The sequence below is a fragment of the Rudaeicoccus suwonensis genome (assembly GCF_007829035.1).
In the GTDB taxonomy this organism is placed as follows: Bacteria; Actinomycetota; Actinomycetes; order Actinomycetales; family Dermatophilaceae; genus Rudaeicoccus; species Rudaeicoccus suwonensis.
This window is the reverse complement of record NZ_VIVQ01000001.1, coordinates 2,250,515-2,263,243: the sequence shown is the minus strand read 5'-3', so window position 1 is coordinate 2,263,243 and position 12,729 is coordinate 2,250,515. Positions and strand designations below refer to the sequence as shown.

The following is a 12,729-nucleotide window of genomic DNA, read 5'->3' as shown; positions in this document are numbered from 1 at the left end:
TGCCCGGGAATCCCCGCCGACGGCGCAGCGTTGCGCTGAATAGATTTCGACGGCAGGAGACAACAGTGCAAGACCCTCGAGAGCTCTACCGGCTCGAGACCGACACCCACGCCAGTGACCTCGGCGCGCACACGATGATCGTGTCGCTGGGCGGTCTCATCGACGCCGGAAACACCCAGAAGCTGCTCACCGCCCACCTGCTCGGCACGCTCGAGCACACGGTGGTCGCGTCGTTCGACGTCGACCAGCTGCTCGACTACCGCGGCCGTCGCCCGGCGATGACCTTCGACCGTGACCACTTCAGCGACTACGCAGACCCGTCGATGCTGCTCTACCGCCTGGTCGATGCGCAGGGTACGCCGTTCTACCTGCTCGCCGGGCCTGAGCCGGACTACCAGTGGGAGCGCGTGATCGAAGCCGTGCGGCAGTTGGTGCGCCGGCTCGGCATTCGCCTGGTGGTCTCCGCGCAAGGCATACCGATGGGCGTGCCGCACACCCGTCCGGTTGGTATGACGCGGCACGCCACCAACCGGTCGCTGCTCACCGAGAACAATCCGGTCTTCGGCACGGTGCAGGTCCCGGGCTCCCTGGAGTCGCTGATGCACCTGCGCTTCGGCGAATCCGGTATCGACGCCGTCGGTTTCGCTGTGCACGTGCCGCACTACCTGACGCAGATGGACTTCGGCGATGCGGCTGTGGCCGCGATGCGCGCGATGGCGCAGGTGGGCGGTCTCGACATCCCGATGAACGAACTGTCCGCCATCGCCGGGCTGCATCGCGCCGAGGTCGAGCGTCAGGTCAGCGAGAACTCCGAGGTCGGCGAGGTCGTCGAGGGCCTCGAGCAGCAGTACGACGCCTTCACCGAGGGTCTGAAGCGGCAAAATTTGCTCGCCACGGAGCTGGAGCAACTTCCCAGCGCGGAGGAGATCGGCGCGGAGCTCGAGCAGTTCCTCAAGTCGGAGGAGCCGGGCGGGTCCGATTCAGCGGGCAGCGACGAGGGGCCGGACTTCCTTCGCTGACAGGCATTTTCGTATGCCGGTTGCTGTGCGACTGCGTCAGTCCTTCGCCTCTGACCAGCGATGTATGACGCGAGTGTCGGCGACGAAACGCACCGGCGCACCGCCGGACCAGTGATGCGCAGCCGCGGCAAGGGCGTCGGTCACCACACGTGCCGTCGCCTCCGCGTGCTGCTGGGGTGCATGGACGAGCAGTTCGTCGTGCAGGCACAGCACGATGTGCGCGTCCAACGGCCGCAGTGCATCACGCACGGTCAGCGCCCACGCCTTGAAGAACTCCGCGGCGGCTCCCTGCACCACCGCGTTACGGGTGAATCTGCCCAGCGCACGTTGCCGCGCCGGGTCGTCGGCGGTCGCCACCCGCACCAGCCGCCCGCCATACGTGATGACGGACTGACCGGTCTGTCCGCGCTCGGCGGCCGCGCGCAGATAGGCCATCGCCTGGGGGTACGCACGGTCCATCCGGCGTAGTGCATCGGCGGCGGTGCCAGATGTCTGGCCGTACATCGCCGCCAGCACTGCGATCTTGGCGGCCTGCCGGTCGACGTGCAGCTGAGCGGCGACCGTGGCGTAGAGGTCGTCGGCGGCGGTGGCCGCTGCCAGGGCACTGTCGCCGGAAACGACTGCGAGCACTCGAGGTTCGACCTGTCCGAGGTCGGCGCGCACCAGCACGTGGCCGGTGTCGGCGGCGATTCCCGGTCGCAACGCAATCGGCAGACTGTGCAGGCCGGCTCCGGCGGTCATCCGGCCGGCGCCGCCGTCGCACGGTGTCCATGGCCCGCGCAGCCGCCCGTCCTTGCCCACGTGCGCGTCGAGCCAGTTCCAGCCGTATGTCGTGGCGATCCGTTCGGCCTTGCGCCACTCCAGGAGAGCGGCCACTGCTGGATGGGCGCCCCGATAGGGCTCAAGATTCCACGCACGGGTGTCGTCGACCTGGACTCCCAGCGATCGCAGGAACTCGCGCACGTGCGCGGGATTGCGCAGATCGACCCCGGGCCGACCCGGCGCCAGGTCGAGCACCTGCGCATCGCGTTCGCGGCGCATTCTGGCCGCGTCGGCCTCGTTCGTCGGACGGGGTCCGACGGCTTCGGTGATGAGACCTTCCATGACGGTTCGGTCCACCGGGAGACCGTCGTGGCCGAGTTCGGCACACAACAACGCGGCGCCACTCTCGCTGGCAGCCGTCGACACGGCGTGTGGTCGCTCGGCCAGCAGATCTTGCTGCGCGCGGGCCGCGACAACTGCCAGTTCGGCGAAGCCGCCCAGATGTGCGGTGGTCGGCCAGCCGTCGTCGATGGCGGCTGGGTTCAGGTGACCAGCGGCGTCGAGCAGATCGTCGTCGCCGTCGGAGCCCGGCGCAGACAGGTCGAACAGGTCCCCGCGTCGTGGTGCGGGAATCGTTGCGGTGTCGAGACCGCGAGCGACCGCCCAGACGACCTGCGTCGAAGCGGTGCTTCCACCGACCCACAACAGGTGTGCTTGCGACAGATCCCACACCCGGCGCGGACGGATGCCGGCTGTGACCAAGGTGGTGAGTGCCGCGCCGTTCCAGATGACCCAGCGCGGAGGCTCCGACTCCGCTTCCAACTGCCGAACGGCATCCAGGATCAACGATGTCGGGCCGGTCCGCGTCGGCGATCCATCGGTTGCGATGGCGCCGGTACGACCGGACCGGTCGAAGACGACAGCATGCAGCGAGCCCCGCACCGTCGTGCGGTGCGGGGCTCGCTGCGGGACGGGTGTAGGCGTCAGTTGCCGCCGCCGCCGTTGTTGTTGCCGTCGTGCGATGCGCCCCAGGAGTCGTCGGGCTGCTCGGGCTTCACGACGGGCGTCGCCGTTGTTGCCTGCTCATGCACATCGTCCTGCTTTTCGGGCTCTGTCCCGGCGGATCCTGCAGCGCCCTGCCCGGCGGAGAAAGGCAGCCCCGAGATTGCCTGGGTCGGTGCCTCTGCACTGTCCGCCGACGCACCGTAGCCGCCGGTGGGGCCGGCATGCGGCGCTGAATTCCCCTGCATCGCACGGTTGATGTCGTCTGCAGACACCGGTCGCGTCGGCGCGTCCGAGTCGTCGCCGCTCGGGGCGGAGTGCCGTCCACCGGACTCGTTGTCACCGGCAGGTCCAACGGGGCTGCCATAGGTGCCGGACCCCTGTGGTGGTTGTGATGCTGTCGCTCCGTAGCTGCCTTGACCCTGCTGTGCACCGGGCTGCTGGCCGTAGCCACCCTGACCGGACTGCTGGCCGTAGCCGCCTTGACCCTGCTGCGCGCCGGGCTGGCCGTACCCGCCTTGACCCTGCTGTGCACCGGGCTGGCCGTAACTGCCCTGACCGTAGCTGCCTTGACTCTGCTGCGGGCCGGGCTGGCCGTAGCCGCCCTGACCCTGCTGCGCGCCGGGCTGGCCGTAGCCGCCCTGACCGGACTGCTGGCCGTAGCCGCCCTGACCCTGCTGTGCACCGGACTGCTGGCCGTAGCCGGCCTGACCGGACTGCTGGCCGTAGCCGCCTTGACTCTGCTGCGCGCCGGGCTGGCCGTAACTGCCCTGGCCGTAGCCGCCCTGGCCCTGCTGCGCGCCGGGCTGGCCGTAGCCGCCTTGACCCTGCTGCGCGCCGGGCTGGCCGTACCCGCCCTGGCCCTGCTGCGCGCCGGGCTGGCCGTAGCCGCCCTGACCCTGCTGTGCACCGGGCTGGCCGTAGCCGCCTTGACCCTGCTGCGCGCCGGGCTGGCCGTAGCCGCCTTGACCCTGCTGTGCACCGGGCTGGCCGTGTCCACCCTGACCGTAGCCGCCCTGACCGTAGCCGCCCTGGCCCTGCTGCTGGCCGTAGGGCTGCGCGGCATACCCGCCGGCATACCCCTGCTGGTTGCCGTACGGCTGACCGTAGCCACCCTGACCAGGCTGCTGACCGGGTGCGTTGAGTCCCGAGGGCTGACCACTGCCGGAGTTCTTACGCCCACCGAGCAGCAGCGCGACGACACCGATGATGCCGAGCAGCAGCAGGATGGTGCCCAGGATGATCTCGACCGACTTGCTTGTGGAGCTGATCTTGTCGGCGCGCTGACCGGCATACAGCGTGCCGGTGTTGCCGGTGCACTGCACCTGCACCGAATTGGCTGTGATGGCGCTCGTGGAACGTGCGACCTCGTACTTGCTGCCGTTGCTGCTGACGGCGAAGTTGGCCGTCGGGCGATCCATGACGGTGCCGGAGGCCGTGCAGATGGTCGTCGTCCGGTCGGTCTTGGCGGTGCTGTACACCGAGAAGCCGCCCTTGAACGTGATCGTGCTGCCATTGGTGAATGGCGTGAGCTTGGGGCTCGGGCTTGAGGCGACGCCGATGACGAGCAGGATCAGGCCGATGACCGCCACGACCGCAGGGATCGCAACCAGCTTCTTGCCAGCAGGAGATGTCGACATGGACGCAACCATACGCAGTCCAGCGCTCACTCAGGCAGGGACTTGGCCCGAACCTGTCGTTTGATCCGCGCCAGCATCGCGACCATTCCTCGCATGCGCAACGGAGACACGGCTTCGGCCAGAGCGAAGCGGAACGGGATGTCGTCGGGAACGTCGAGCACTTGGTCGACGGGTTGACCATTCAGCCCGGCATGCAGGATGCCGGCGAAACCGCGCGTGGTCGGCGCTTCGGGCGGCGCCTTGAAGAACAGCTGAACCCGGCCGTCCTGCACCTCGGCAGCCAGGAACAGCGGGGACTGACACTCGTGCACCTGCTCGAGTTGATCGGCGTGATCGGCATACCGCGGCGGAAGCTCCGGCAATTCCTCGCTCAACTCAAGGAGCAGTTGCAGGCGATCTTTGGGGCCGACGGTGGTGAAATCGGTGATCAGCTCGGCCAACGGCTCGGGCAAGTCCATCACAACCGGGGCGCGCCCGTCTCGACCGGCACGCGCACGGAATTGCCCCACTCGGTCCACGACCCGTCGTAGTTACGCACATGATCGAATCCGAGCAGATGTGTCAGCACGAACCATGTGTGCGAGGAACGCTCACCGATCCGGCAGTAGACGATGACGTCATCATCGGTGCGCAGGCCCTGCTCGCCTGCGTAGATCTCCTGAAGCTGCGCGTGTGACTTGAATCGGCCGTCCTCGGCGGTGGCGCGAGCCCACGGCACCGAGGATGCCCCCGGGATGTGGCCGCCGCGCATCGCACCCTCCTGGGGGTAGTCCGGCATGTGCAGCAGTTCGCCGGAGAACTCACCGGGCGATCGAACGTCCACCATGCGTCCGCCCAGATGCGCGAGCACGTCGTCCCGGAAGGCGCGGACGGCGCTGTCGTCGCGAGCCACCACCGGGTAGTCCGCGGGCGCCGGTTGCGGCACGTCCTTGGTCATGGGGCGCCCCTCGGAGACCCATGCCATCCGTCCGCCGTCCAACAAGCGCGCGTCGGGGTGTCCGAACAGGGTCAGCACCCACAACGCGTAGGCGGCCCACCAGTTGGATTTGTCGCCGTAGATGACCACTGTCGTGTCACGGTTGATGCCGCGTTGCGCCATCAACTCGGCGAAACGCCCGGCATCCACGAAGTCGCGGTTGACCGGGTCGTTGAGGTCTGTGTGCCAGTCGAGCTTGAAGCTGCCGGGGATGTGCCCCGTGTCGTACAGCAAGACGTCCTCGTCGGACTCCAGAACGACGAGATCGTCCCTCGATTCGTCGAGTCGGTCGGCCAACCATTGCGTCGTCACGAGGCGCTCGGGGTGGGCGTAGTCCGCGAGTTTGGCGCTGGGATCCACGGGTGCAGGCATGACCTCAACCTACGCCGCACGTATGACGATCGCTGCCGTGGCCGGTTCGACTCACCCGTCCGGTCGTGGGTTCGGACCGCGACCGGCTGGCAGTATGACGGGCATGTTCGGCTCCAGGAAGTCCGGGAAACAGACACCCGTCGCCCTCGACCAAGGTCCGATGGCGAGCAGCGCACTGGCACTGTCGCGACGGGTCCTCGCCATCGGCATCGACGGCGCCGCGGGATTCGACAGCGCCCAACAGGTCGCGGATGCTGCATTGCGGGACCACCGGCATCCGGATCGTGCCGTTCAGGGCATCGTGAGCCAGCATCGCAAGCTGGCCGCCAAAGCAGGATTTGTGACCGGTCTGGGTGGCTTCGTGACGATGGTGGTGGCGATGCCGACCAACATCCTCGGTTTCTACATCCTGACGACACGGATGGTTGCCGCCATCGCGATGGTCCGCGGGTATGACGTGCGCGACGAGCGGGTGCGCACCGCCATACTGCTCACGCTCGTGGGCACCGACGCCGACGATCTGCTGAAACGTGCCGGCGTCGTGAGTTCCGGCCGGCTGGCAGGCCTGGCGACCCGGCAACTGCCCGCTCCCGCGCTCATGGTCGTCAACAAAGCCGTCGGTTTCCGGCTGGTCAGCCAGCTCGGCGACAAGGTGTTCACCAAGCTCGGCAAGGGGATTCCGTTCGCAGGAGGGGTGCTCGGAGCGGGCTTGGACGTCCTGCTGCTCAACCGGATCGCCGCATCGGCCCTGCACGAATTCCCCGCCGCCGGAACCCGGATCGGCGCAGCGCGTTGACGCAGCATTCCTGAGTCGCGGGCCGAAGGGACACCCGTGGGCCAGGCGGACAGTCGGTGGGTCTTGCCCACAGAGCACGTATGTCGATCGCGTTGTCCACAGGCAGGGCGACAACATCGGCTGCGGAGCGTCAGCACGCACAACGCTGTCCGGCATGACATCCACCTTGCACGGCGTCGGAGAAACGATCGCCTACCTGCCGTACAGCTTCGGTTTCGTCCCGGCCGAGTCCGTCGTCCTTGTGGGCCTGCACAGCAAACGGGTGCAGGTCACCGCACGACTTGACATCCCCGATCCGGAAGACGTCGAGGACGCCGCCCGTCAGCTTGTCGAGCCGCTCTGGCAGCGGCCGATGGACGACTCGATGCTCATCGGGTACTCCAGCGACGATTGTTCACCGCAACCGTTGACCGACCGGTTGCTCGTGCTGCTGCCGCAGGCGGGAGTGCCGGTCAGCCATGTCCTTGAGGTGCGTGACGGTCGGTGGCGCGCCACCGCCTGCTCGTGTGGCGGTTGCTCGCGCTCCTGGCAACCGATTCCGGAGGCGTCCGAACTTGCCCCTGTCGCCGAGCAGGTCATGCGTGGGGTCGCTCCCGCGAGCCGCCGGGCGGATCTGGTCCGGCAACTGCAGGTGCACCGCCCGGTCGTAGCCGGCGCAATCGCCTCGACGATTGCATCGGGGCGTCGTTGCAATGACCCGGTGGAGTTGGCCGCGGCATTCGCGCGCGTGCTGTTGGACGACCGGCAGCCGGTCGCGCGTCTGCCGATCACGGTGCTGGCGGACGTGACCGCTGCTGTCGCCACCATCGACGTGCGCGACCACCTGTTGTCCTGGTTGATGCCGGACTTCATGCCGCCATCGGAGTGGCTGGCCCAGTGGCCCCAGCTCAGAGAGGTGCTCGGCCCGCCACCAAGGTCGGGTGATCTGGCTCGCGTCGACGACGACGAAGCGACTCGTCGGGCGGATCGCGCTGCGTGCATCCGGGGCCGGCTCATCGAATGGCTGCAGTGCGCGCCCGCCGGGCGGTCGGTGCCGATCCTGTTGCTTCTGGTCGGGCTCGAGTGGGCCGGTGGAGGAGGCGCATTGGCCAATGTCGCCGTGGAACGCGCGCTTGAGATCGAGCCGGACAACCGGCTGGCGGGGCTGATGTCGCATGCCCTGGCGCGCGGCCTGCGTCCCACCGTGCGAGAGGAACCCCGATCTGCCTAGCTGGTGCGGGGCGTGCGCTGGTACTTTCGAACGGTCACGAGTCTCAGCTGTTCGCGCTTGGCGTGAACAAAGCCCCGGCTGGCTGAGCGGCAACCCTCCTTCCGCGGTGGGGTGCCCCGGGTGAGGACAAGGTCGGCCCCGCTCGTCGGTGCCGACAAGCGCGGGCCGGACGGCCCCAGAGTCCAGGAGCTGCCGATGACCGTCACCGAACACCGACCGCACACGCTCGATGGGTGGTGCTCGCCGCCGAAGGGCAGCAATCCGGCAGCCCGCGCCATCCGGTTGGCCAACGTGCCGCTGGATGTGGGGGCGAGTCTGCCCGAGGTCGTCGTGACCTTCCAGACATGGGGGCGACTCAACGCGCGTCGTGACAACGCGGTGCTGGTCGAGCATGCGCTGACCGGTGACTCCCATGTCGTCGGTGCCGCCGGTCCGGGACAACCCAGCGCGGGGTGGTGGCCTGACCTCATCGGGCCGGGCCAACCACTGGACACCCGCGAGTTGTATGTCGTGGCTGCCAACGTGCTGGGCGGATGCCGCGGCACAACTGGGCCCGCTTCCGCAGCACCGGACGGCGCGCCATGGGGCGCGCGCTTCCCCAGAGTGACGATCCGCGACCAGGTACGTGTAGAGGCGCTGCTCGCTGACCATCTCGGCGTGGACGTGTGGCGGCTGGTCCTCGGGGGCTCCATGGGCGGGATGCGGGCCGTGGAGTGGGCAGCGGGTCACCCGGATCGAACTCGATCGGCGCTGGTCATCGCGAGCGCTCCCTGGGCCACCGCCGATCAGATCGCGTGGGGGCGCGCGCAGATGCAGGCGATCGTGAGCGATCCGGATTTCCAGGGTGGTGACTACTACGGCACCGGTCGTTCGCCCCGTGCCGGGCTGGGTCTGGCCAGGCAGATCGCCCACACCACCTATCGCAGTGCCGACGAGTTCGAGGATCGGTTCGGCCGCGCCGCGCAGGACTCCGAGAATCCGCTCGCCGGTGGCCGGTTCGCCGTCGAGAGCTATCTGGACCATCAAGCGGACAAGCTGGTCGCCCGGTTCGATGCCGGCGCATACCTGCACCTCACTGCGGCGATGGCGACTCATGACATCACCCGCGACCGCGGAGACCTGACCGACGTACTCGGCGGATTCGGCGGCATCCTGCGGGTGGCGGCGGTCGACTCCGACCGGCTGTTCCCGGTCGAACTGTCCGAACTCATGGCCAGGGCGCACGGCGACGACCCGGTGCGAGTCATCCGGTCGCGCCACGGGCACGACGGCTTCCTGATCGAGACCGACCAGATCGCCGGAGTCGTCAGCGAGGTGGTCGCCGACACCCGTCCCGCACGAACGCGTTGCGTCGGGTAGCGTCGGCGGCCGGCGGCCTCACGTCGTCGGCTCCGGCGCGAAAGGGAAGACACCATGGCGGTCGTCGTGGGTTATGTGCCCACCAGAGAGGGCCAGGCCGCGTTGCTGCGGGCCGCGACGGAGGCTTCTGTGCGAGGCACACCCCTGATCGTTCTCGACTCCACCCGACCGGCGGACGATGCCGCGGCCGACGGCGCTTCGGCGGGGGAGGCTCGAACCCAACTCGAAGCGCTCGGTGGGCTCGACGTCAGCTATGAAGTGCGGTCGGTGCCGCCGGGCGTCGAGTCCAGCGACGAACTGCTACGCATAGCCGAGGAGGAAACCGCTGACCTGCTGGTGATCGGTCTCCGTCGCCGTACCGCCGTCGGCAAGCTGATACTGGGAGCGCACGCGCAGCGGATCCTGCTCGACGCGGCATGTCCGGTGCTCGCGGTCAAGCCCGATGCCGACTGATCTGTACCTCTGTCGGGTATCGCTGATGAATTGAAAGCGATTGTGGTGCAACAGATTTCGGCATACAGGACGAAGATGTGGCCGCATCGGCGTCCGTCTGGAATCCCCGGATGGAATGAACTGGTGGCTGGCTCGTTTTATAATGGTGTCGAAGCACTTCGCGGACGACCTCCCGGCCGCGGTGTTGCGGTAAAACCCCCAACCTCGGTCGCCGTCGCCCCCGACGGCAATGTCGTGGTGTCTGCGCGCCCCGGCCCGATAGCTTTTGGAAGGTAGTTGGTGGACCCAGTGTCGAATACCCCCTCCGCACCAGCGTTGCCCGCCGAGTTCGCTCACCCGGCTCTGCAACAGCTCATGGCGAGCGGTCAGACCAACGGTGCGGTGTGCAGCTCCGAGTTGAAGGTCGCACTTGAGGCTGCGCAGATCGCGCCTCAGCGGATGAAGACAGTGCTGCGGGCGCTGGACGAGCACGGCATCGCCGTGACGCTGGATGCCGAGACAGCCCAGCGTGCTGTCGCGACGACCACGACCCGCCGCACCACCAAGACGGCGAAGGCGACACCCGCCAAGACCAGCCCCGCAAAGGCAGCGGCCACCAAGGCCGCTCCCGCCAAGAAGGCTGCGGCCAAGAAGGCCACTGAGCCTGCGGCGGCCAAGAAAGCCGCTGCTCCGACAGCGAAGAAGGCCGCCAAGGCTGCACCGGCGAAGAAGTCTGCCGCCAAGAAGGTTGCGGCCAAGGCCGACTCCCACGAGGCCGTCGAGTCGACCGAAGAAGTCGAGATCGACGTCGAGTTGACCGACGAGGCGATCGTCGCCGAGGGCGCCAAGGGTGACGAGGCGGCCGGCGGTCCTGCTGTTGAGGAGGAGTCCGAGACCGGTGGTTTCGTGCTGCGTCAGGACGACGAGGACGACGCGCCTGCTCAGCAGGTCGTGACCGCCGGTGCTACTGCGGACCCGGTCAAGGACTACCTGAAGCAGATCGGCAAGGTCGCGCTGCTGAACGCCGAGCAGGAGGTCGAACTCGCCAAGCGCATCGAGGCCGGCCTGTTCGCCGAGGAGAAACTCAACTCCGGCGACAAGATCGAGATGAAGCTCAAGCGCGAGCTGTGGTGGATCGCGCAAGACGGCAAGAAGGCCAAGAACCACCTGTTGGAGGCCAACCTGCGTCTGGTGGTGTCGCTGGCCAAGAGGTACACCGGTCGCGGGATGTTGTTCCTGGACCTGATCCAGGAGGGCAACCTGGGTCTGATCCGTGCGGTCGAGAAGTTCGACTACACCAAGGGTTACAAGTTCTCCACCTACGCCACGTGGTGGATCCGGCAGGCGATCACCCGTGCCATGGCCGACCAGGCACGCACCATCCGCATTCCGGTGCACATGGTCGAGGTCATCAACAAGCTCGCCCGCGTACAGCGGCAGATGCTGCAGGACCTGGGTCGTGAGCCCACGCCGGAGGAACTGGCCAAGGAACTCGACATGACGCCTGAGAAAGTCGTCGAGGTCCAGAAGTACGGCCGTGAGCCCATCTCGCTGCACACCCCCCTCGGCGAGGACGGCGACAGCGAGTTCGGTGACCTCATCGAGGACTCCGAGGCGGTCGTCCCGGCGGACGCGGTCAGCTTCACGCTCCTGCAGGAGCAGCTGCACTCCGTGCTGGACACCCTCTCCGAGCGTGAGGCCGGCGTGGTGTCGATGCGATTCGGCCTGACCGATGGCCAGCCGAAGACTTTAGACGAAATCGGCAAGGTCTATGGCGTCACCCGCGAGCGGATCCGTCAGATCGAATCCAAGACCATGAGCAAGCTGCGACACCCCTCGCGCTCGCAGGTCTTGCGCGACTATCTGGACTGAGAACTGATCCGCTGTCGGCAAGAACCCCCGCCATTCCGGGCGTTTCGTGCCTGACATGCGACACACTAGCCGAGCACAGCGTATCTAGTCCAGATATCGATACACTGTGAGCGTGTCGGATGCTCTCACGGTCGAGGAATTGCGATCGCTGCTGCTGTCATGGCAGCTGTCCTTGCGGGCGGATCGCAAGTCGCCGCAGACGGTCAAGAGCTACGCCGAGGGCGTCACTCAGTACCTCGCGTATGCCGAGGCCGGCTCGCGCGACCCGCTGGCCAGGGACACGTTGCGCGGTTTCGTGACGTCGATCCTCGACTCGGGTCGCGAGGCGTCCACGGCACGTGCTCGGCAATTGGCGGTGCGCCGGTTCACGGCGTGGCTGGACGACGAGGACGAACTAGGCGGACAACCGGACCCGTTCGTCAGCGTCAAGGCACCCAAGCTCGATACGAAGGTGATCGAGCCGCTGACCGACGAGCAGTTGAAGGCGCTGCTGAAGGCGTGCCAGTCGCCTCCCGGTGCCGACCGGTCGATCAAGTTGCGACACCAGCGGGACGAGGCGATCCTGCGGTTGATGCTTGAGACCGGGATGCGAGCCGGGGAGGTCGTCGCGCTGGAAGTTAACGACGTAGATCTTGCCGCAGGTATGGCAACCGTGCGTCGAGGCAAGGGCGGCAAGGGGCGCGTAGTCCCATTCGGGCCGAACACCGGGCAGGCGATCGACCGTTACCTGCGGACGCGCCGAGGGCACCTCCTGGCAGCGACCAGCGCGGATCTATGGCTGGGCGATCGTGGCAAGCGATTCAGTTACGACGCGCTGCACAAGACGCTGGGGATTCGTGCGGAAGCGGCTGGCATCGTCGGATTCCACCCGCACCGGATGCGCCATACCGCCGCCCATCGCTGGCTCGCTGCTGGTGGATCAGAGGGCGGTCTGATGGCCGTCGCCGGCTGGACCCGCCCCGACATGCTGATGCGCTACACCAAGGCTCAGGCCGCATCACGCGCCGCTGAGGAAGCCAAACGACTAGGGCTGGGGGAGCTATGAGCAAGAACCGTCGACGCGATGTCCGCGTTCGTGTTGTCTGCAGCGCGGGAGCGCACACAGTGGCGACGCTGGAGGTCGTCGATGACCATTACGAGCTACATGTGACGGAGACAGTGCATACCGGCGTTCCCAGTGGTCGCATCCTGGCTCGGCCCCCGGCTCGCTCGGTTCGTTCGACGTACGTCAACGAGGACTGCTGGAGCGGGTCCGTCACTTGCCAGTGTGGGAACTCCTACCCGCTGAG

General features: G+C 67.5%; 11 protein-coding genes and 1 riboswitch. Of the genes, 7 read left to right on the top strand and 4 right to left on the bottom strand.

All coding sequences use genetic code 11. From position 1 onward, the window contains the following. Positions 1-65: 65 nt before the first annotated feature. Positions 66-1,019, top strand: a complete 954-nt coding sequence (locus tag BKA23_RS10355) for a PAC2 family protein (RefSeq protein WP_145227732.1) — start codon at positions 66-68, stop codon at positions 1,017-1,019. A gap of 36 nt (positions 1,020-1,055) precedes the next feature. On the opposite strand, the gene BKA23_RS17650 is transcribed toward BKA23_RS10355, so the two are convergent. Genes BKA23_RS17650 through BKA23_RS10335 form a run of 4 tightly spaced genes read right to left on the bottom strand, consistent with a single transcriptional unit; the run spans position 1,056 to position 5,771 of the window. Then, on the bottom strand, positions 1,056-2,723 hold the full coding sequence (locus BKA23_RS17650) for a DNA polymerase (RefSeq protein WP_170226457.1): 1,668 nt from the start codon (positions 2,721-2,723) through the stop codon (positions 1,056-1,058). Between the two features lie 41 nt (positions 2,724-2,764). Further along, positions 2,765-4,423 (bottom strand): hypothetical protein, encoded by a 1,659-nt coding sequence (locus BKA23_RS10345; RefSeq protein ID WP_145227729.1) that lies wholly within the window; start codon positions 4,421-4,423, stop codon positions 2,765-2,767. Positions 4,424-4,449: 26 nt separating this feature from the next. Next, positions 4,450-4,881 (bottom strand): SufE family protein, encoded by a 432-nt coding sequence (locus BKA23_RS10340; RefSeq protein ID WP_145227728.1) that lies wholly within the window; start codon positions 4,879-4,881, stop codon positions 4,450-4,452. Next, on the bottom strand, positions 4,881-5,771 hold the full coding sequence (locus BKA23_RS10335; RefSeq protein WP_145227726.1) for a sulfurtransferase: 891 nt from the start codon (positions 5,769-5,771) through the stop codon (positions 4,881-4,883). The genes BKA23_RS10340 and BKA23_RS10335 overlap by 1 nt, the downstream gene beginning before the upstream one ends. On the opposite strand from BKA23_RS10335, the gene BKA23_RS10330 reads away from it, so the two are divergent. The 6 genes from BKA23_RS10330 (at position 5,770) to BKA23_RS10305 (ending at position 12,485) form a co-directional block, all read left to right on the top strand. Further along, a complete protein-coding gene (locus tag BKA23_RS10330) occupies positions 5,770-6,567 on the top strand; it encodes an EcsC family protein (RefSeq protein ID WP_246104567.1) in 798 nt (265 codons plus the stop codon). The two genes, BKA23_RS10335 and BKA23_RS10330, sit on opposite strands and share 2 nt — an antisense overlap. 154 nt (positions 6,568-6,721) lie before the next feature. Then, positions 6,722-7,777 carry a DUF4192 domain-containing protein gene (locus tag BKA23_RS10325; RefSeq protein WP_145227724.1) on the top strand — a complete coding sequence of 352 codons (1,056 nt, stop codon included), beginning with the start codon at positions 6,722-6,724 and terminating at the stop codon, positions 7,775-7,777. A 32-nt stretch (positions 7,778-7,809) separates the two neighbouring features. Continuing rightward, positions 7,810-7,944, top strand: a riboswitch (SAM riboswitch). A gap of 28 nt (positions 7,945-7,972) precedes the next feature. Beyond that, positions 7,973-9,136, top strand: a complete 1,164-nt coding sequence (gene metX / locus BKA23_RS10320; protein WP_145227722.1) for a homoserine O-acetyltransferase MetX — start codon at positions 7,973-7,975, stop codon at positions 9,134-9,136. 54 nt (positions 9,137-9,190) lie between these two features. Next, complete coding sequence (locus BKA23_RS10315; protein ID WP_145227720.1) at positions 9,191-9,589, top strand: universal stress protein; 399 nt, start codon at positions 9,191-9,193, stop codon at positions 9,587-9,589. A 288-nt stretch (positions 9,590-9,877) separates the two neighbouring features. Beyond that, positions 9,878-11,440 carry an RNA polymerase sigma factor gene (locus BKA23_RS10310; protein ID WP_145227717.1) on the top strand — a complete coding sequence of 521 codons (1,563 nt, stop codon included), beginning with the start codon at positions 9,878-9,880 and terminating at the stop codon, positions 11,438-11,440. A 112-nt stretch (positions 11,441-11,552) separates the two neighbouring features. Further along, positions 11,553-12,485: a tyrosine-type recombinase/integrase gene (locus tag BKA23_RS10305; RefSeq protein ID WP_145227714.1), complete on the top strand. Its 933-nt coding sequence runs from the start codon at positions 11,553-11,555 to the stop codon at positions 12,483-12,485. Positions 12,486-12,729 lie beyond the last annotated feature (244 nt).